Below are 20147 nucleotides of genomic sequence, written 5' to 3' on the forward strand. Positions count from 1 at the left end.
CTTCCCCCCCCGATCCTCTCCTTCTTTCCACCCGCTTGCACAGGCGCTTCAGCGCGCCCGAGGTTCGGACACATGACACCCAAGAAGATCGTCGTCACCGGTATCGGCGCCAGCACGCCCATCGGCGGCACCGCAGTCGAAAGCTGGAACGCTCTCCTGGCGGGCGAATCCGGAACGCACACACTCACCCACGAATGGGTCGAGAAGTACGAACTCCCGATCACGTTCGCGGCCGAGGCGAAGGTGCGTCCCGAGGAGGTCCTGGAGCGCCCTGTTGCGAAGCGGCTCGACCCCGTGTCGCAGTTCGCGCTCGTCTCCGCGCTGGAGGCGTGGGCGGATGCCGGGGCACCCGAGGTGGACCCGGACCGACTGGGTGTTGACTTCGCGACCGGTATCGGCGGCATGTGGACGCTCTTGGACGCATGGGACACGCTGCGTGAGCGCGGTCCGCGCCGTGTGATGCCGCTCACGGTTCCGATGCTGATGCCGAACGCACCCGCGGCCGCGATCTCGATGCACTTCAACGCCAGGGCCTTCGCCCGGACGGTTGCGTCGGCGTGCGCGTCGAGCACCGAATCGATCTCGAACGCGTACGAGCACCTGCAGGCCGGTCTGGCCGACGTGGTGATCGCCGGCGGATCCGAGTCTGCGGTGCATCCCATCACCATGGCCGCGTTCGCGTCGGCGCAGGCGATGTCCAAGCGCAACGACGACCCGGAGCACGCCTCGCGCCCGTACAGCGTCGATCGCGACGGCTTCGTCATGGGCGAGGGTGCCGCGAGCCTGGTCCTGGAGACCGAAGAGCACGCGCTCGCCCGCGGCGCCCGCATCTATGCAGAGCTCGCCGGCGGCGGTGTGACCGCCGACGCGTACCACATCACGGCGAACGATCCCGAGGGCAAAGGCGCGCGACGTGCGCTCCTCCTCGCACTCGAGCAGGCGGGTGCCACTCCCGACGAGGTGACGCACATCAATGCACATGCCACGAGCACCCCTGTCGGGGACATCGCCGAGTATGTCGCGCTGAAGTCCGTCTTCGGCGACCGCGTGAACTCGATCCCGACCTCCGCGACCAAGGCATCGACCGGCCACCTGCTCGGTGGCACGGGCGCGCTCGAGGCGATGTTCACGGTGCTCGCGCTGCGCGACCGCGTCGCTCCGCCCACCATCAACATCACCACCCAGGACCCGGAGATCCCGCTGTCGGTGTCGGACGAGCCGCAGCAGCTGTCGGACGGCCCGCAGCTCGCTGTCTCCAACTCCTTCGGATTCGGCGGTCACAACGCCGTCGTCGCGTTCCGCAGCGTGGACTGACCAGCAGGCAGTTCGCACGGACCTGACGCCGGGAGGGATCCATCATCGGATCCTCCCGGCGTCGTCGTCTCCCCGTGTGCCGCCCCTTGTCCCCCCGCGGGCCCGCTTCGCTTTCGCAGCGCCGGGAATGCACATCCGGCTACCGCTAGTCGCGCCGCGGGCCCGCAGAAGAACCCTTGTGCCGGCCTCACCCCACCTTGTGCAGCCAGATCACCGGCGCGTCATCGCTGGCGTGCCGGAAAGGTTCGAGCTCGTCATCCCAGGCCTGTCCCAACGCCAGCCGCAGCTCGCGCTGCAGCTCCATCGCATTGGCGCCCGCGATCTCCATCGCGTAGCGCACGCGATCCTCCGGAACGACCATGTTGCCCGCCGTGTCCGTCTGGGCGTGGAAGATGCCGAGAGCAGGCGTGTGGATCCACCGTCCGCCGTCCGTGCCGAGGCCGGCATCCTCCGTCACCTCGAACCGGAGGTGCTGCCAGCCGAGCAGACCGGAGGCGATCCGAGCGGCGGATCCGCGTTCGCCCTCCCAGAAGAATTCGGAACGGACCGCTCCGGGCAGCACCGGCTGGTCCTGCCACTGGAAGTAGACGGGACGCTGAAGAGCGCGCCCCACCGACCATTCGACATGGGGGCTGAGCGCGCGAGGAGAGGAGTGCACGTACAGCACTCCTTGAGCCTGTGTTGCCGCCATGATGTCCTCCGTTCGATGTGGTACGTCTTCCCCTACGACCACGAAACGGATGCGCCATGCGGCGATATCTGCCGGCTGACGCCGACGCACAGCATTATCCCCCGGTGAGGACGCGAATCACAAGGGTGTGATCCCCATGTCTCTGCGGACGGTCGGGATGGGCTCGCGCGCCGCCGCGGGAACGGCTGTGTCGGATCCGGTGTGCCCCGTTCGACGTCTGTGTGAGGCGCGAGCCCTCATCCACCCCGACAGCCAGGAGACGTCAGATGAAGTACATGCTGCTGCAGGCATCCGATCCAGCGCGGAACGACGGGGCGTTGCCGGGAGCGGATGCCGCTGCGATGAATGCGTTCAACGAGCGCCTGATCCGCGCCGGGGTGCTCCTCGCCGGTGACGGTCTCGAGGTCGGAGGCGCCGGCATCCGCGTGACGTATTCCGGTGACGGCAGAGCCGTGACGGAGGGGACGTTCCCTGCGCCAACGGCGCCGGTCTGCGGCTTCTGGATCCTGCAGGTCGCCTCGCGCGAGGAAGCCGTGGAGTGGGCGCGCCGGATGCCGCTCACCGACGGCACCGTCGAGGTGCGGAAGGTGCTCGACCCGGCGGAACCTCACACGCACGCGAGGGGCGCTGCGCGTGTGAGACTGCACTCGGTGGATGACACGGGTGAGGACACATGGCAGACGCGATCGAGGTGAGCGGCGGATCGGACGGCGCTGACGCGGCGACGACGGCCGCGGTCCGGCGGGAGATCGAGACCGTGTGGCGGCTCGAAGCGGCCAAGGTGGTGGCGACCCTGACCCGCACGGTGGGCGATCTGGGGCGTGCGGAGGATCTCGCCCAGGATGCGCTGGTCGAGGCGATGCAGTCGTGGCCGCGCACCGGCATCCCGAGGAACGCAGCAGCGTGGCTCACCTCGGTCGCGAAGCGTCGTGCCATCGATGCCTGGCGTCGTGACGAACGCGCCAGCGAGAAGTACGCGCTCATCGCGGCGGCCGACGCCGGAGACGAGGAACAACCGGAACCCGACGAGACGCGCATCGACGACGATCTGCTGCGGCTCGTGTTCGTCTGCTGCCACCCGGTGCTCCCCGCCGCGTCGCGAGTGGCCCTGGCACTGCGTGTGCTCTGTGGACTCTCGACGGACGAGATCGCGCGCGCGTATCTTGTGCCGTCCGCCACGATCGGACAGCGGATCACGCGGGCCAAACGCACGCTGCAGGCCGCCAACGTTCCGTTCGAAGTGCCCGATCGCACTGAGTTCGACGAGCGGCTCGAGTCTGTGCTGGAGGTCGTGTACCTCGTGTTCAACGAGGGATACGCGGCGACATCCGGCGAAGAGTGGATGCGACCGACACTCGCGGAGGAGGCCATGCGGCTCGGTCGCGTGCTGGCCGAACTCGTGCCGGATCACGCAGAGGCGCACGCGCTCGTCGCGCTGATGGAGCTGCACGCCTCACGGTTCGCGTCCCGCAGGGCGCCGGATGGCGCGGCGATTCCGCTCGCGACGCAGGACCGCACCCGCTGGGACCGGATCCTGATCGCCCACGGCCTTGCCGCACTGCAGCGCGCCGATGCCCTCGGCGGTGAGCGCGGCACGTATGCGCTCCAGGCGGCGATCGCCGCCTGTCATGCGCGGGCCGCGACCACCGAGGACACGGACTGGGCGCAGATCGCCGGTCTCTACGACGCGCTCGCCGAACGCACACCCTCGCCCGTCATCGATCTCAACCGCGCTGTCGCGGTCGGAATGGCGTACGGTCCCGAGGCGGGTCTTGAGGCGCTCGAGCCGCTGTACTCCGTCAAGGCGCTGTCGTCATACGCGTTGCTGCCCGCCGTGCGCGGAGATCTGCTCGAGCGCCTCGGACGACTGTCCGAGGCGCGGAGCGCGTTCCTGGAAGCCGCCGCCCTCACGTCGAACGAACGGGAACGGGACGAACTGCTGCGCCGCGCTGCCGGAGCCGACCCGCTCGGCTGAGCACAGGCATCCGGATCAGCTCGAGGCGGATCAGAACTCGTGCAGAAGCGAGCCGTCCTTCTTCAACACGTTCTTCTCCCCGGCCTCGATGGCGACGCCGAACCGGTTCTGCCGAGGCGGCATGGGGCAGTTGAAGGCATAGCTGAACGCACACGGCGGGAGGATCGCCCGGTTGAAGTCGAGGGTGATCGTGCCGTCGGCATTCGGGGCGACGAAGAGGAAGCGGCCGACCGAGTACGTGTCGGCTCCGCTCGTGGCATCCGAGAAGACGAGCTGCAGCGCGCGGCCGGCTTTGAACGCGGCGAGGTTGTAGTCGACGCCGTCCTTCTGGAAGGTGATCTCGCCGGGGATCGCCTTCTCGCGGGAGGCGCCTTCATCCTTGAGGTGCTCGAAACCGACCGAGAGGCCCTCGACGGGCGTGAAGGCAGCCTGGATGACCCACTCGGGGTTGTAGGGGTAGGCGTCGATCGACCCGAACTCCTGGATGCCCTCGGACTGCGTGTCCCACACCCGGAGGCCGTACTCGCCTGCTTCGTTCGCGATGACCGTGCCGGTCACGGTATCGCTGAACGCGATCGTGCTGGGCGCGTCCGAGTCCTTTCCGCGGACCAGCGCCTCACCGTCCACCACGGTGCCGTCGACGACGACGCCATCCGCAGCGGATGCCGTGACCTTCAGCCCGGACTCCCCGACCGGCAACGGCGACCAGAGTCCGGCTGCTGCCCAGACCGGCTGCGGCGCGGCATCCGTGATCCACTGCGTGTTCACGAGAGCGAGATTGCCCGTCGGCTGGACGACGGAGAGCTCGCGACGGGAGTGGAAGGTGTCGAGGAGCTCGGCGGGATCTGCAGGGGTCACGGTGTCGGTCATGCTTCCATCCTGATGGGTCGGAGGGGTGTCGGTGGTCAGGCTGTCGCCGTGTGACGTGATCGGTGCAACGGCGGACGCCGGCGCTTTATGCCGCCGTCCCGCGCCGACTTCGCAGCCGATGCCCGCGGTCTCGGTCACTTCGCCTGGTCGTAGCTGTCGACGATCGCGACGCTCAGCGGAAACTCGACGGGGAAGCCGCCGAAGAGCAGCCTGCCTGCGGATCTCGCGGACTCGCGGACGGCATCCGCCGCTTCCTCGGCCAGCGACTTCGGCGCGTGCACGACGACCTCGTCGTGCAGGAAGTAGACGAGATGCGGGCTCCGGTCGAAGGGCGGAGCCGCCCTGCCCGGCGGGTCGGCCTGCATCGTCGCGAGTCGGTTGCGGAGCTCGGCCATCCAGCACAGCGCCCATTCCGCTGCCGTGCCCTGCACGACGAAGTTGCGGGTGAACCGGCCCCAGTCCCGTGCCCGCGAACGGGCCCGGCGCTCCTGCTCGGCCCCGGCATCCGGCAGCGAGGCGTCCCGCTGCTGTTCGAACCATGTCTCAGAGGGTGACGGCGAGGTGCGGCCGAGGAGTGTGCTCACGCGGTCGCCGCGTTCCCCGGCCTCTGCGGCCTCGGAGACGAGCGCGAGAGCCCGTGGGTACGCGCGCGCCAGACGCGGCAGCACCCGAGCGCCGTCACCCGTTGTCCCGCCGTACATCGCTGCCAGCATCCCGACCTTCGCGTGCTGACGGGAGTCCACGACGCCGGATGCCACGAGTCCGTCGTACAGGTCGCGACCATGGCCGGCGTCCGCCATCCGCTCGTCGTGCGCCAGCCCGGCGAGGATGCGCGGCTCCAGTTGCGCCGCGTCGGCCACGATGAGCTTCCAGCCGGGATCCGCCACCACTGCCGCGCGGATCTGCTTCGGCAGCTGCAGCGCTCCCCCGCCGTTCGTGGCCCAGCGCCCCGTGACGACGCCGCCGGGCACATATTCGGGGCGGAACCGGCCGTCATGCACCCACGATTCGAGCCAGGTCCAGCCGTTGGCGGTGAAAAGCCGCGACAGCTTCTTGTACTCGAGCAGAGCCGGCATCACCGGATGCTCCACCTCGCGCAGTTCCCAGGCCCTGGTCGAGGTCGCGTTGATGCCGGCGCGCTGAAGCGCCCTCACGAGGTCGCCCGGTGAGTCCGGGTTCAGTGTCGGGGCGCCGAGATGTGTGCGGATCTCCTCCGCCAGGGCCTCCATGCGCTCCGGGCGACGAGCCTGTGAGCCGCGCGGGCCGAGGGCATCCGTCAGGAGACGGTCGTGGACGTCCGCCCGCCACGGCAGGCCCGCATGACGCATTTCGGCCGCGACGAGAGAGCCGGCCGATTCGGCAGCCAGAAGGAGCCGGAGGCGGGATGCGGCGGCAGCGTCGCCGACGGAGGCGATGGCATCCGCCTGGCTGCGCAACTCCACGAGTTCGTCGGTCGCCCCGATCTCGTCCTCGGGATCGACGTCGAGGCGGAACAGGGCGTCATCCGGCTCTGGGGTCTCCGCTGTCTCCGTGGGCCACGGCGGCGGTGCGCCGTTCAGCGACGACCCTTGCGTCGTCGCCGAACCGCGCAGAATGGCACCGCAGAGCGCGAGGTCGACACAGCGCTCCACTCGGATGCCCGCCTCGAGCAGTCGCGGATACCACGTGCGCGACGTGCGCCAGACCCACCGCGGACGCTCGGTCTCCCCGTGCGACACGAGCGCTCGCCACTCCGCGATCGTGCATCGATCTTCCTCGAGCGGGACTCCTGCGGCATCCGTCCCGGTGACGAGCACTCTGCTCGCCCCATCCGGGCTCCCGCTCGCGCCGTCACGATCCCGTTCGCGATCTCTGCGATCTCGGCCGTCGGCGTTCCGTGAGAGCACATACACGGCGCGTCGGACGTCGTCGGATGGGACGGCCATGGCTCCTCGCGGGAATCGACGGATCGTGTCTCGAGCCGGACGACTCGAAACTCTCTTCGATCGTAGTGGTTGCGTCCGACCGGGCGGACTACTGGGGCCGGAGCACCGACATCGCGTCGCGCAGCGTCAGACCGGGGAGGTATGCACGCACCAGCGCGAGTCCGATCGCGGGGAGTGCAGCCGGATCGGGATACGCAAGCAGCAACGGTCGGAGCTCCGGCTGGAACTTGCGCTTGAAGGCGAGGAGGGAACGGAATCCGTACATGGTCTCGAGCGAGGACGCGATGAGGCGAAGCACGGCGTCGACGGTGCTCTCCGCTGAGCCTCCCGACGCGATGCTGCGTGCCAGCGGCGCGGCGGAGAGGCTCAGGTACGTCATCCCGTCGTCGCGCGCCTGCTCGGCGGCGCCGGCGATGAGGAACTCCATCACACCGTGAGGGCCGTCGATGCGTCGGCGCATGAAGTCGAGCGTCCAGCCGACGACCTGTCCTCCATCGAAACCGGGCATCCAGCTGGTCACCGCCTCGATTGAACCGTCGCCTGCTCGAGCGAGCATGAGGGCGACGTCGCTGTCGCGCAGCTCGTCCAGGCCGCCGAGCGTGAAGCCCATCTCCGGCAGGTCCTTCTGCGCCGCCCACTGCTCGGAGATGTCGGCGATCTGCGACACCGTCTCGCGGGAGAGCCTCGAATGGCTCGTCCACTCCAGAGTGAGCCCGTCGCGCCTGGCCCTGTTCACGGCGGTGCGGACATCCTGCCAGCGCTTACCGCTCGTCGACCAGTTTTGCGGAGAGATGACCGCTTCCTCGGCCACGACGATGCGGTCCCAGCCGATGCGCTCGAAGTGGTCGTCCCAGTCGCCGGCGTCGATGCTGTAGAACACGGGGGTCCAGCCGTGGTCGTCGCAGTGCCGGGCGAACTCCGCCATCGCGCCCGATCTGGCTTCCTCGCGGCCGAACGCGCCGCCGATCGTGATCGCCACGCCGCCCACCACGCGGTACCCGACCGCTGTGTCGCCGCCCGCGCCGAACCAGTACGACGTCTGCGTCCACGTCGTCATGAAAGACAAGTGGTCGCCGCCGAAGGTGGTGAGGATCCGCCTCGCGCGCTCCGCCTCGGCCGCGGACGACCCTGGCCGTGTGAGGATCGCCGGCACCGCCGCGAGAATGGCGATGGCCCAGAACGCGGGTCCGATCCCGTGGTACAGGATGGCTCCGACCGGCGTCGACGGCAGGAAATCGGGCACCTCGCGATGCAGGAACTCCACCGGCACGAACCGCTCGAGGGCGTCGAACATGAGCTCCCACACGGTGACCGGGCGGTCGAAGGCGACGTCGCGCAGGGCCCAGCCGAGCGAGACGTAGAGCACCGCGAGGGCGATCGCCGCGCCCGCCACGATCACGAGATAGCGCAGCACGGCCTGACGTGACGGTGCCACGGTGAAGCTGCGCCGCGTGGCGACGAGAAGCACGGCGGTCACGGTCGGGGCCACAACGGTGGCGCCGAGCGTGACGACGACGCCCCACGATCCCCTCTGCGGAAGGCCTTCGACGCCGGGAACGCCCGCGTGCGGCAGGAATCCGAGGTAGTAGCCGGCGAACACGGCCAGCACGACGTTCATGGCGATGCCCAGTCCGGCCGCGAACCGGCGTCCGCGCAGCACGCCCCACGCCACGACCAGGAGGGTGAGCAAAGGGAGGACGCTCAGGGCGATGGCGCCCGGCGAGGCGATCCTCTCGAGCGTGATGGCCTCGACGCACGAACGGCTCACGGCGTAGACGCTGCACGCGCGAAGGCCCTGCGGATCGGATGCCGACCCCACGTCGAGCAGCATCGCGATCGGCGCGAGCAGGCCGTGCGGCCGACGCGACGCTGCGGCGATCAGCGGCCCGATCGCTCCCGCCGCGACGACGGATGCCATGAACACCCGGATCTCGTGATGGGAGCTGCGCCCCCACTCGCGCGCCCGCTCCGCCGGTCGGAGCGCGACGCCGAGGAGGAATCCGATCCCGACCGCCAACGCCCGGTAGACGTCGACAGGATCGCCGCGGTAGAGCAGGAACATGAGGGCGACGAGCGTCGTGAGCACGCGCATCCTGCGCCTCGTCCTCGGGGTGGCGAACGCGCTCGCCACCATCACCGCTCCTGCAACGCCCGTGAGCGGATCGAGGACGAGGGATGCGCGAACGCTCGCATCCCAGATCCCGCCCGCGTAACCGATGACCGCCTGGAAGGCGGCGCCCAGAACGTCGGCCGCGATCGCGGTGGCGAGGAACGCGAGGATGGTCCGTCCGGTCCCGAGACGACGCTCGCTGACGGCCAGCAGGATCCCACCGCCCACGAGTGCCACGGCCAGGGCGAAGTAGCCCTCCGCGAGCATCAGCGACGTGACGGGCGACCACCAGTGGCCCCAGAACGCGAGCGGCTCGAATCCGGTGGCCAGCATCCACGAGACGGGCACCCGGCGACCGCCGGGACGGACGAGAACCAGGGTCGTCACGGCCACCACGCTCAGGTAGACGATGGTGAACGGGATCCTCGATATGGCCTCGACCACCCGACGCCTCGTCCCGTCGCGCGCGGTCGTCGTCGTGGCTTTCACGGAGGTCATCGCGGACGAGTCTTCTCCTTCACCGGGGCGCCCTCGACCGGCTGAGCGCGTGCTTCAGAATTGTGACAGCCCACGCACATGTCGTGCCACGCCCACCCACTGCCGCGCCCGCGTCCCGTGAGCGTCCTCTCAGCGTGATCGACCGTCACTGCGACCGAACCGGGTCACTCCACCGCGTCGTCCGTGCGCTGCCTCGCTGCCGTTCCCGCCTGTTCGGGGACGAGTCCGAAATCGGTGAGGAGCTCTCCGATCTGCGTGGCGTCGAGCTTCGCGAACAGCCGGTTCCGCAGGATGGCGGGGCCGGGCAGGTTCACCTTCTGGCCGTCGCGGAGGCGGCTGGTGGCCGTCAGGAGTGCGCGAACGTCGTACGTCGAGCCGAACACCTCCGGGATACCTCGGTCCACGCCGAGCAGGCGGTACGCGGCCTCCATCCCGGTGCGGACGGAGTACTCGGTGGTGAAGATCGTGTCGCGCGTGGTCTCGGCGAACTGCCCGATGAACGCGAAGTTCACTGAGCCGTCGGGGACGACATCCGGTCGATCTCCTGCGTGCCGCGGCATGAAGAACGACGTCACGTACGGCATCATCACGGGAACGGCACGGGCCGCCTCCGCGGCCAGCACCGGGATCTCCGCCTCCGGCACCCCCAGGTGGTAGAGCCACTCCTGGGTGATCTCCTCCCCCGTGCAATCCTGCATGGGCTTCTTCACGAAGTCGCCCGGAACGTCCACGAAGAGGCCGTAGACCCAGACGACGATCTGATCCTTCGGCTGCTGCTTGAAGTGCGGCTGACGGTTCACCGTCCAGCTCATCAGCCAGGCAGAATCCCTGGCAGTCACGATGCCGCCGGTGACCACGCGTCCGCTGAACGGGTCACGCTTGCAGATGCGCTGGATGTGCTCCGGGATGCGTTGGTCCAGCGTGGTGACGGTCGCCGACTCCCACTTCGTCTTCGGGATGTCGCCGCAGAAGACCTCGGGATGCCCGAACGACGGATCCTTCGCGGCGATCTTCTTCCACAGCTCCCAAGCGGGCGCCGGTCCGGTGTCGAGACGCGCGGCAGTGTGCTGGTCGCCGTCATTCGAGTTCTCGGTCAGCGAGCCGATCGTGGCGCAGACGAGGTCGTCCTCGCCGAGGTCGACACCGCCCTCCTCGCCGTCCCGGACCCAACGGATCCGCGTTGCGACCTTGCGTCCCTCTGCGAGGTCGAAGTCGATGTCGGTGACCTCGGTCGAGAAGTGGAACGTCACGCCCTGGTCCAGCAGCCATCGGTACATCGGCAGGACGAGAGACTCGTACTGGTTGTACTTCGTGAACTTCAGCGCGCTGAGGTCGGGAAGGCCACCGATGTGATGCACGAAGCGGTGGATGTACAGCTTCATCTCGAGCGCGCTGTGCCATTCCTCGAACGCGAACATGGTGCGCCAGTACAGCCAGAAGTTGCTGGCCAGGAAGTCTTCTCCGAAGACCTCGTCGATCCGCTTGCCTTCCATCTCCTCGCGTGTGGCCAGGAAGACCTTCACGATGTCGCGTTGTGCCTTCTCGTTCAGCCCGAACTGATTGTTCGTGTTGGCGTCCTGTCCGCGATTCTCCGTGACCCTGCACAACGAGGAGTTCGGGTCGTCCTTGTTGAGCCAGTAGAACTCGTCGAGCACGCTCGCGTCGGGAATCTCCAGCGAGGGAATGCTGCGGAACAGATCCCACAGGCACTCCATGTGGTCTTCCATCTCGCGGCCGCCGCGGATGACGAAGCCCTTCTTCGGCTCTTTGATGCCGTCGAGTGCGCCGCCGGGCAGCTTCAGCCGCTCGAGAATGGTGATGCGATCGCCGGAGAGTCTGCCGTCGCGGATCATGAAGGTCGCCGACGCCATGGATGCCAGCCCGGCCCCGACGAACCACGCGGTCTTCTCGTCGACACCCTCCGGCTTGCGCGGACGGGCGAACGCCTCGTAATTGCCATTGCTGTAGTACATCGATCCCCCTTCGATGGATGCCGCTCCCCCGAGCGCATCCGGCGAGTCTACCGAGGCGAAATGAACCCCCTGCCGCACCGGACGACGTCCGCGATCCGCACCGCGACCCAGCGGCGCAGGATCCTGACCTGCGGCCGCGGAACTAACCTGACTCTGATCGCTCCGTCACGCGGAGTGGAGGTCGCGAGAGGTGCAGGTCGTGGACGAGCGGAGGCTGCTCCTGGAGCGCGTGTACTCGCGCGCCGGAGCATCCGAGAAGCCAGAGCCGCGCCTGGACCCCGTCACCGGCGAGACCGTTCGCATGACGTCGAGCGAGTGGGCGCTCACCGAATACGATCGCGCGCACGCGGATGACACAGGCGACCCAGCGGAGGTCGCCAGGCGAAACGACAACGCCGTACAGCGGTCGGATCGTAGGGCGGATGCGATCGGCGACGTTCTTCCGCCGGCCGCGCTGACGTCAAGGCGAGGATCCGGAGAATCGACGAGCCGCCCGCTGAGGGCCGTGCCCGTGCTCGCTGCCGTGGGCGGCCTGGTTCTCGGATCCCTTCTCACGCTGGGTGTCGAGGACACCGCGACGTCGGATCCGCCACAGGACGCGGCGGGTGGGATGTCGCGCGCATCCCTCGCTCCGCCCGGCATCGCCGCGGTCGGCACCGGGGACGGCGACGAGGCGGACACGCTCTCGGCGGTAGCGCGATACTTCGCGGACACACCGACAGCGCTGCCCCTTTCGCTCGACACGACCCGCGGCTTCGACGCGACGTCGTTTCGACTCGTCGCAGGCGACGTGAGCACACGCGAAAGCAGCGCGATCTACGCCGCCCGCCGGCTCGACGGCGCCTACTGCCTCGTCGCGGTCACGGGCGCCGGCCGCGCAGCCGATGTATGCGCGACCCTCGACGACATCACGCGGAAAGGACTCTGGCTCGCAAAGGATGCGGTGCAGGCGAACAACGGGCGACACGTCACCGTCACCGTCACCTGGGCGACAGACGGGACGATCACCTGGGTCGCCGTTCCCGCGGCCGGCTAGACGATCGCGGCGCCGGACGATCGCCCGCCGGAACGGGAGTAGGGCGGGCGGGACTTGAACCCGCGACCCAGGGATTATGAGTCCCCTGCTCTAACCAGCTGAGCTACCGCCCCTCGGACGGACCGTCCGTGGGGACTAGTCCGTGGCTGCGGGTGCCACGTCGTCCACGACGAGGTCCGGAACCGCCTCACCACGATACAGGCACTCGAACGTGTTCAGAGTGCGCTGGATGTCGTGGGCCGCGATGAGGCGCAGCGACTCCTTCTTCATGGCGGTGAGCTCGTCGTGCGGCATGCGGAGGACGAGCTCGAGCTTGTCTGCGAGCTCCTGCGCGTTGCCGGGCTGGAACAGGTATCCGTTCGCGCCATCGTGCACCAGGTGCGGCAGCGCCATGGCGTTCGCCGCGACCACCGGCAGAGCGGATGCCATGGCCTCCATCGTCACGATCGACTGCAGTTCCGCGATCGACGGCATCGCGAGCACTGTGGCGCGCGTGTATGCCTCGCGGAGCTCGTCGTCGGAGACGTAGCCCGTGAACGTCACGCGGTCGCGGATCCCCAACTGATCGGCGAGCTGCTCGAGATGCTTGAGCTGGTCCCCGTCACCGACGATCTCCAACTTGGCGTCGAGGTCTTCCGAAAGGAGACTCACCGCGCGCAGGAGCACGTCGATCTGTTTCTCTCCCGTCACGCGTCCGACGAACACGATGCGGTTCTCGGTGCGCTGTTCGAAATTCGGGACGTACTTGTGGGCGTCCACTCCGCAGGACACGGCGTAGACGCCCCGCAGGCCGGTGTGTTCCTCGAGGAACTGCGCGGCCTTGTGCGTGGGGGTGGTGACGGCCTCGGCTCTGCGGAAGGTGCGTTCCGCGCCCTTCCAGGCGATGCGCACCGACCAGTCCTGCAGCCACTTCGGAATGAGGGAGAACTCGACCATGTTCTCCGGCATCAGATGGTTGGTGCCGATGAGACGGATGCCGCGCTTCTTCGCTTCGATGGACAAGCCGCGACCAACGATGACCGGGGACTGGAAGTGCACGACGTCGGGTTTCACCTCGTCGAGCACACGCGCACTGTTCTTCTTGATCGTCCACGGCAAGGCGAACCGAAGCCAGGGATGCGGATGCCAGCGCCAGCTGTACAGCCGGTGCATGATCATTCGTCGACCCTCGTGCTCTTCGATCCAGGTGCCGTGCTTGCGGCCGGCGGACGGCCCCATCACATGCACCTCGTGCCCACGCTCCACCAGTCCGGCCGCCAGACGCTCCGCGAACCTGGCGGCTCCGTTCACGTCGGGTGCGAAAGTGTCGACGCCGATCAGAACTTTCAGAGGCGTGCGTTGCGGCGCCTGCGTTACCGGAGGGGTCGCAGTCGTATCGCTTGAGTCCGACAAGGAGTCATCCTTTTCTTCGTGCCGCATTGGGGGGCGTCGGCACGATCATCTCGCCGGAGACTCATCCCCGGCCGGAATACAAGGCACTAGTCTATGCAGCGCCCTGGTCGCCGGTGGATTCCGATGTGGCCGCGTCGTCATATGACCGAACCCCGGGATGCGCGCTCGCCAGCAGGAAGACGCCGACGATGGCGACGACGCCCGCGAGCACGAACGCCACCACCTGCCACAAGGCGGCGCCGGCGGCCTCGTTCAGGATCGTGATGCCGATCGCAACCGCCACCAGCGGATCGATCACGGTGAGGCCGGCGATCACGAGGTCGGGCGGCCCGGATGCGTACGCGTTCTGCACGAAGTAGGCGCCGAGGATGACTGCCGCCAGCAGAGCGATCACGCAGAAGAGGGTGAGCAGGTCGAACTCCTCCTGCTCGATGCGCGAGATGACGGATTTCGCCAGAGTCGCGACGAATCCGTAGAGCACACCGGCACCGACGACGTACCCGATGGCGCGAAGGCGCTTGCGCAGGAAGAAGAAGGCGGTCCCGAACACGACGAGGACGCATCCCAGCACGATCAGGATCTCCACCAGATCGTGTTCCGTCACCGGCTGCTCGCGGGCGGCGAAGGCCGCCACCAGCACGAATGCGCCGACACCGCCGACGCAAAGACAGATCGCGACGATGGTCCGCTTGTTGAGCTTCGTGCTGCTCACGCGCGCATTGATGATCGAGGTGATCACGAGCGACACCGCGCCGAGCGGCTGCACGACGATGAGCGGCGAGAACGCGAGGCTCGTGAGCTGCAACACGATCGCAAGGCCGAGCATCAGCGACCCGAGCACCCACGACGGACGCGCAAGGAGCAGGGCGAGCTGGCGGAACTGCAGTCCGCCGCGACCGTCGTGGTCCGTGTTCCGCTCGACCTTGGTCACGCCGCGGTGCTGCAGCTGGGCGCCGAGCGACATGAACACGGCTCCCAGCAGGGCGATGGGGATGCCGATGAACTGCCGCGGCTGAAGAGCCACCAGGTCGGTCGACGATGCGGCCAGGTCGGTGATCACCCCATGACACTAATGGCTCGACGCGCAGATACCCTGGTCGAATGGCCGTTCTCCCCATCCGCATCTGCGGCGATCCCGTGCTCCACTCCCCTGCCGACGACGTCACGGAGTTCGATGCGGCACTGCACGACCTGGTCCAGGACATGTTCGACACCATGGCGGCTGCCCCCGGTGTAGGCCTCGCCGGTCCGCAGGTGGGCGTCGCGCGACGGCTCTTCGTCTATGACTGGACGGATGACGCCGACGTGCGTCACCGCGGAGTCGCCGTGAATCCCACGCTCTGGATCACGCCGACGCCTGCAGCGGATGCCGATCCCGACACCGAGTCCGAAGGATGCCTCTCCTTCCCCGGCGAGCGGTTCCCGCTGAAGCGCTCCTCCCAGGCGATCCTCCAGGCCGTCGACGCGGACGGCGAGCCGTTCGAGGTCCGCGCCGAAGGCTGGCTGGCACGGATCTTCCAGCACGAGTACGACCACCTCGACGGCCTCATCTACGTCGACCGTCTCACGGACGGCTACGCACGCACCGCTGCGAAGATCGAGCGCAAGCGAGGCTGGGGCATCCCAGGACAAAGCTGGCTGCCCGGCGTGGACCACCTCGAAGACTGAGACGGACGGCGTGGAGCCGCCGCGGGTGCTCGCCCGCGCGACCGGCGTGATCGCGCGGGCGGAGCATCCGTTAGCGCGGTGAAGGGCCGGGGCGGTTGGCCCGCAGCACTTCGAGACGCTTGCGGTACTCGACCTCGTCGATGTCGCCCTGGGCGAACCGCTCGGCAAGGGTGGATTCTGCGTTGCTGCTGGCTGCCCACGAGCCGTACGGGCCGTGCTCGCGCCAGTAGCTGCGGCGCCGCCTGGACACCAGGAAGATGATCAACCCGATCACCAGAATCCAGAAGATCGGGATGATGAAGAAGAACGGGAAGAACCCGCCCGCCCACGGTCCGACCCAGTGCGCGGCTGCGGCCGTCGCGCCAAGAGAAGCGACGAGTGCGCTCATGATGTGTCACTGCCTTTCTGTGCTGTTCACACCCTGCGGGTGAGCCCGTTCGCGGGCCGATTCCAGACTCCAGCCGACGCGACCGGCGCGCGTCCGCCGGAGGGAGGCATCCGTGTGCTCCCGTGGGAGCAGTCGGACGCCAGGCGGGCGTAGCGATCGGTGCGGCGGGCAGCGCGCAGTAGCGGGCTGCGGCGCGTCGACCACGGGCCGCCGACACCGGTCAGAAGCGACCGGGCGTCACGAGCCCCGACTCGTAGGCGATCACAACGAGGTGCACGCGATCGCGCGCACCGAGCTTCGTCAGGATGCGGGACACGTGCGTCTTCGCCGTCAGCGGGCTCATGAAGAGCCGCAGGCCGATCTCGGCGTTGCTGAGCCCTTCGGCCACGAGAGCGAGCACCTCGCGCTCGCGCTCGGTGAGCGGTTCGAGCACGGATGCCGTCACCTCCGGCCGCGGCGTCGCCGCCAGTCGCGAGAGCAGTCGCCTGGTCACGCCGGGTGACAGCAGGGCGTCGCCGGCGGCCGCGACTCTCACGGAACGGATCAGCTCAACGGGCTCGGTGTCCTTCACGAGAAACCCGCTCGCACCGGCCCGGATCGCTTCCGACACGTACTCGTCGAGCTCGAACGTGGTCACGATCACCACGTGCACGTCGCCCAGTCCGGGATCGCGCACGATCTCGTCCGTCGCCCAGAGGCCGTCGCCATCCGGCATGCGGATGTCCATCAGCACCACATCCGGATGCTCGCGCCGAACGAGCGCGACGGCCTCGCGTCCGGTCGACGCTTCTCCGACGACCTCGATGTCGGGCTCGTGGTCGAGGAGCGCGCGGAATCCGGCACGCACGAGGTGCTGATCGTCGGCAAGGACGACTCGGATCACGGATGCTCCTCTTCCCCGCGCACGGGCAACCAGGCCGTGACACGGAATCCGCCGTCGGCCGTTGCCCCTGCGTCCAGTGTGCCGCCGAGCGCCGCGGCGCGCTCCCGCATCCCGAGGATGCCACGCCCGCCGTGTCCGCCGTTCGCGCTGTCCGCCAAGGGCTGTCCCTTCGTCGAGGAGGCGGCGCTCGACGCGGCCTCTCCGTCGGACGACCGATCAAGGGACGCTGGTCCGTTCTCGATGCGGAGCTCGATCCCGCGCGATGAAGCATCGACGCGCACGGAAACGTCGACGGTCCGGGTGTGCCGTCGCACGTTCGTCAGAGACTCCTGCACGATCCGGTAGGCGGCCGACCCCAGGGCGGGTCCTGCGGTCGACGCGAGGTCCGCGGCATCCGGGGGCGGTGTTCCCTCCACGACGTTCCCCGTCGCCTGCACGTTCAGTCCGGACGCCCTGGCCTCGTCCAGCAGGCGCGGGATATCGGAGAGCGTCGGGCCGGGCCGTAGTAGGGCATCCGACTCGTCGTCCTGACGCAGGACACCCAGAACGCCGCGCACCTCCTCGAGAGCGGACGCGCTGGTCTCGCGGATCACCCGCAGGCTCTCCCGTGCCCTCTCGGGTTCGTCGTCGAACAGATGGAGCCCGACGCCCGCCTGCACGCTGATCTGCGACAGGGAGTGGGCGAGCACATCGTGCAGTTCGCGCGCGATCCGAAGGCGCTCCTCCTCGGCGGCAGACCGCCTCCTGGACGCCGCCTCTCGAGTCGCAGCGCGGAACCGCTCGCGTCGCGCACTCGCACCGGTCACGGCGCCCGAAATGACGCAGAGCAGGATCGTGGTCACGAGCACGCGGATCCCGTCACCGGTGAGCCCGGGTACGGCGATCAGCACGACCCCGACGATGGCCATCCCCGCAAGGCTGATCCAGGTCCACGCGGCCTTGCCGCCAAACACGGCGCGTGCCGCAGCAAAGGCGATGGCGAGCACCGCGAGCGGGGGTCCAGGCGCCAACGCGATCGCCGGCGTCGCGAGCGCCGCCACGACGGCCACGGCCGGGCCCCGCCAACGCAACAGGAGCATCCCGGAGGCGACGAATCCGAGGATCACCGCCACGACCTGCATCGGATCGACGGGTGTGCCATGAGCACTGTGCCAACCCTGGGCGACCGTGAACGCCAGGCCGGGCAGCTGCACGAACGCGCTCAGTGCCGCGGCGAAGACGCGTGCACGGAGCGATCGCCTGGCCCGCTGCTGCTGCGACGGCTCGGGCCCGGTGCGCAGCCAGGGCGGGTACGGCATTCCCTCATGCTAGCCAGGGCGGTCTGAGCGCCCATCGGCCCCCGGGCTGCCGACCGCTACTCCCGTGGGAGTACGCGACGTTCCTCGCCGGTCGTCACCGGTCGCTCGAACTGCTGCGACCAGGCACTGTACGACCCGGGATACAACGCGGGTTCGAAGCCCGCGAGCATCAGAGCTGCCGCGTTGTGCGCAGCGGTGACGCCTGATCCGCAATACGTCGCGACGGGCGCGTCGGCGTCGACGCCCAGCGCCACGAACCGGGCTCGCAGCTCGTCTGCGGTGCGGAAGCACCCAGACGCGTCGACATTCTCGGTAGTCGGCGAACTCAGCCCACCCGGGATATGGCCGGCACGCGGGTCGATGGGTTCGGTCTCCCTGCGATACCGTTCGCCCGCCCGGGCGTCGAGCAGGGATCCGTCGCGGGCCACTGCTGCGGCCTCATCTGCCGTGACGACCGGAAGCGAGCCGTAGGCGAGGTGGACATCGCCCTGGGCCACGTCCACCGCGCCGGACTCGAGCTCGCGGCCGGACGCACGCCAGGCGGACAGGCCGCCGTCGAGCATCCGCACGTTGTCGAAACCGGCGTAGCGCAACAGCCACCATGCCCGGGCGGCCGACATGTTCGCGAGGTCGTCGTACACGACGACCAGGTCGCCGTCCGAGACACCCCAGCCCCTGGCGTCCGCTTGCAGGTTTTCGACCGGAGGGACCGGATGCCGCCCCTCTCTCGGATCGCCCTTCTGCGCGAGCTGCCGATCCAGGTCGACATATACCGCGGAGGGAATGTGCCCTTCGAGGTACTCCGGGCGACCGTCAGGCCGGTCCAGCCGCCACCGCACGTCGAGGATCCGAACGGGACGTCCTCCGGCTGCGAAGGTCGCGAGCTCGTGTGCCAGGTCGTCGGGGGTGATCAGCAGGTCGGAGCGCTCAGGCATCCCTCAACGGTAGCGACTTCGCCGCGGGGCTCGACGGCCTCCGTCCGCCGCCCTCCGGTGCTGCCTCCGTGCCGATGCGATTTCCGCGCCCACTCATGCAGAAAACCCCCGCCGTTTTCACGGAGAGGGCCTTCTGCATCTGCTCCCCCACTTGGACTCGAACCAAGAACCTGCCGGTTAACAGCCGGCTGCTCTGCCAATTGAGCTATGGAGGAATGCCCCCGGAAGGGGCTTGACTACTTTAGCAAAGCGACGGCGGCGAACAAAAACGAGAACACTTCCGGGCGCGCTTGTACTGTCTGCGTCATTCGCTGAGTCTCAGGGCGTCTGCGAGCTGTGCGACATACGGATGCGTGGGCGCCGTGAACACGGCCTCCATCGTGCCGTAGCCGACCAGCGAGCCAGACTTCAGCACGGCCACCGTCGCCGTCGCGTTACGCAGCACGCGGGCGTCGTGGCTGACGATCACCGCAGCGAAATCGTGCTCGCCGTGCAGCCGGGCGAGAAGGTCGACGACGGAGTCCCGCACGGTGACGTCGATGCCCGCCGTTGGCTCATCCGCGATGAGCACGCTCGGGCCGAGGACGAGCGCTTGTGCGATCGCCACGCGCTGACGTTGGCCACTGCTGAGCTCGTACGGATACTTCTCCAGCACGCCCAGCGACAGCTGCACCGAGTCGAGCATCGAGGCGACGCGCACGCCGGCCTCACGCGTGTCGAAGTGCTTGTCGCGCTCGTAGATCGGTGCGGCGACCAGCTGCGCCACGGTGGCCGTGCGGTCGAGTCGGGTGCCGGCATTCTGCTGCAGATAGCCGACATGGAACGTGAGACGCCGGCGGTCCCGCGTGCGCAGCCGCCGCATGGAGTAGCCCATCACCGTTGCGTCCCCGCCTGTGATGCGCGGCGCGGCGCCGCCGTCCAGCCCGGCACGTCCGGAGATGATGCGGGCGAGCGTGCTCTTGCCGGATCCGCTCTCGCCCAGGATGCCCAGCACCTCGTCGGGCCGCACCCTCAGACTGATGCCGCGGAGAGCGACGCATCCCGCCGACGGGCCGTGCGGCGGGTACTCGGCGGAGAGGTCGCTGAGCACGATCGGGTCTCGGTACTGCGCTGCGTTCATGCTGAGGCTCCGGCGTGCATGGGCTTCAGCCTATAAGCGCGTGCACCGGCAGCATCGAACGGATCAGCGCG

At 68.6% G+C, this 20147-nt stretch carries 17 protein-coding genes and 2 tRNA genes; 5 read left to right on the plus strand and 14 right to left on the minus strand.

The annotated features are described in order from the left end of the window. The first annotated feature begins 72 nt into the window (after window positions 1-72). Window positions 73-1314, plus strand: coding sequence for a beta-ketoacyl-[acyl-carrier-protein] synthase family protein (locus tag ACX9R5_RS12685; RefSeq protein ID WP_459409392.1), 1242 nt, complete (start codon window positions 73-75; stop codon window positions 1312-1314). A 187-nt stretch (window positions 1315-1501) separates the two neighbouring features. Here the strand turns inward: ACX9R5_RS12685 and ACX9R5_RS12690 are convergent, their stop codons facing one another. Beyond that, complete coding sequence (locus ACX9R5_RS12690; RefSeq protein WP_459409393.1) at window positions 1502-2005, minus strand: DUF3145 domain-containing protein; 504 nt, start codon at window positions 2003-2005, stop codon at window positions 1502-1504. 266 nt (window positions 2006-2271) lie between these two features. Between ACX9R5_RS12690 and ACX9R5_RS12695 the strand changes: the two genes are divergently transcribed. Then, window positions 2272-2700, plus strand: coding sequence for a YciI family protein (locus tag ACX9R5_RS12695; protein WP_459409394.1), 429 nt, complete (start codon window positions 2272-2274; stop codon window positions 2698-2700). Next, window positions 2679-3980 (plus strand): RNA polymerase sigma factor, encoded by a 1302-nt coding sequence (locus tag ACX9R5_RS12700; RefSeq protein ID WP_459409395.1) that lies wholly within the window; start codon window positions 2679-2681, stop codon window positions 3978-3980. Before ACX9R5_RS12695 ends, ACX9R5_RS12700 begins: the two co-directional genes overlap by 22 nt. Before the next feature lie 30 nt (window positions 3981-4010). Here ACX9R5_RS12700 and ACX9R5_RS12705 read toward each other — a convergent pair whose 3' ends face one another. From ACX9R5_RS12705 to ACX9R5_RS12720, 4 genes are all read right to left on the minus strand, one after another. After that, entirely contained in the window at window positions 4011-4850 is an 840-nt protein-coding gene (locus ACX9R5_RS12705) for a DUF1684 domain-containing protein (RefSeq protein WP_459409396.1), read from the minus strand. 134 nt (window positions 4851-4984) lie between these two features. Beyond that, complete coding sequence (locus ACX9R5_RS12710; protein ID WP_459409397.1) at window positions 4985-6775, minus strand: bifunctional 3'-5' exonuclease/DNA polymerase; 1791 nt, start codon at window positions 6773-6775, stop codon at window positions 4985-4987. 88 nt (window positions 6776-6863) lie between these two features. Next, window positions 6864-9383 carry a phosphatidylglycerol lysyltransferase domain-containing protein gene (locus ACX9R5_RS12715; RefSeq protein WP_459409398.1) on the minus strand — a complete coding sequence of 840 codons (2520 nt, stop codon included), beginning with the start codon at window positions 9381-9383 and terminating at the stop codon, window positions 6864-6866. Window positions 9384-9547: 164 nt separating this feature from the next. Beyond that, a complete protein-coding gene (locus ACX9R5_RS12720) occupies window positions 9548-11356 on the minus strand; it encodes an oleate hydratase (protein WP_459409399.1) in 1809 nt (602 codons plus the stop codon). A gap of 199 nt (window positions 11357-11555) precedes the next feature. Here ACX9R5_RS12720 and ACX9R5_RS12725 point away from each other — a divergent pair, with 199 nt between their 5' ends. Continuing rightward, entirely contained in the window at window positions 11556-12392 is an 837-nt protein-coding gene (locus ACX9R5_RS12725; RefSeq protein ID WP_459409400.1) for a hypothetical protein, read from the plus strand. A gap of 39 nt (window positions 12393-12431) precedes the next feature. Here ACX9R5_RS12725 and ACX9R5_RS12730 read toward each other — a convergent pair. The 3 genes from ACX9R5_RS12730 to ACX9R5_RS12740 form a co-directional block, all read right to left on the minus strand. Further along, a tRNA-Ile gene (locus ACX9R5_RS12730) sits at window positions 12432-12505 on the minus strand. A gap of 22 nt (window positions 12506-12527) precedes the next feature. Next, window positions 12528-13811, minus strand: a complete 1284-nt coding sequence (locus ACX9R5_RS12735) for a glycosyltransferase (protein ID WP_459409401.1) — start codon at window positions 13809-13811, stop codon at window positions 12528-12530. Between the two features lie 64 nt (window positions 13812-13875). Further along, entirely contained in the window at window positions 13876-14844 is a 969-nt protein-coding gene (locus ACX9R5_RS12740; protein ID WP_459409402.1) for a DMT family transporter, read from the minus strand. Between the two features lie 41 nt (window positions 14845-14885). Here ACX9R5_RS12740 and def point away from each other — a divergent pair, with 41 nt between their 5' ends. Next, window positions 14886-15452, plus strand: a complete 567-nt coding sequence (gene def, locus ACX9R5_RS12745) for a peptide deformylase (protein WP_459409403.1) — start codon at window positions 14886-14888, stop codon at window positions 15450-15452. 70 nt (window positions 15453-15522) lie between these two features. Here def and ACX9R5_RS12750 read toward each other — a convergent pair whose 3' ends face one another. From ACX9R5_RS12750 to ACX9R5_RS12775, 6 genes are all read right to left on the minus strand, one after another. Further along, window positions 15523-15840, minus strand: coding sequence for an SHOCT domain-containing protein (locus ACX9R5_RS12750; protein WP_459409404.1), 318 nt, complete (start codon window positions 15838-15840; stop codon window positions 15523-15525). 220 nt (window positions 15841-16060) lie between these two features. Continuing rightward, window positions 16061-16723, minus strand: coding sequence for a response regulator (locus tag ACX9R5_RS12755; RefSeq protein WP_459409405.1), 663 nt, complete (start codon window positions 16721-16723; stop codon window positions 16061-16063). Then, window positions 16720-18021: a sensor histidine kinase gene (locus ACX9R5_RS12760; RefSeq protein WP_459409406.1), complete on the minus strand. Its 1302-nt coding sequence runs from the start codon at window positions 18019-18021 to the stop codon at window positions 16720-16722. Before ACX9R5_RS12760 ends, ACX9R5_RS12755 begins: the two co-directional genes overlap by 4 nt. A gap of 56 nt (window positions 18022-18077) precedes the next feature. Next, window positions 18078-18956: a sulfurtransferase gene (locus tag ACX9R5_RS12765; RefSeq protein ID WP_459409407.1), complete on the minus strand. Its 879-nt coding sequence runs from the start codon at window positions 18954-18956 to the stop codon at window positions 18078-18080. Window positions 18957-19098: 142 nt separating this feature from the next. Beyond that, window positions 19099-19171 (minus strand) — tRNA-Asn (locus ACX9R5_RS12770). Between the two features lie 89 nt (window positions 19172-19260). After that, window positions 19261-20076 (minus strand): ATP-binding cassette domain-containing protein, encoded by an 816-nt coding sequence (locus ACX9R5_RS12775; RefSeq protein ID WP_459409408.1) that lies wholly within the window; start codon window positions 20074-20076, stop codon window positions 19261-19263. Window positions 20077-20147 lie beyond the last annotated feature (71 nt).

It is taken from the genome of Rathayibacter sp. CAU 1779 (assembly GCF_054551755.1).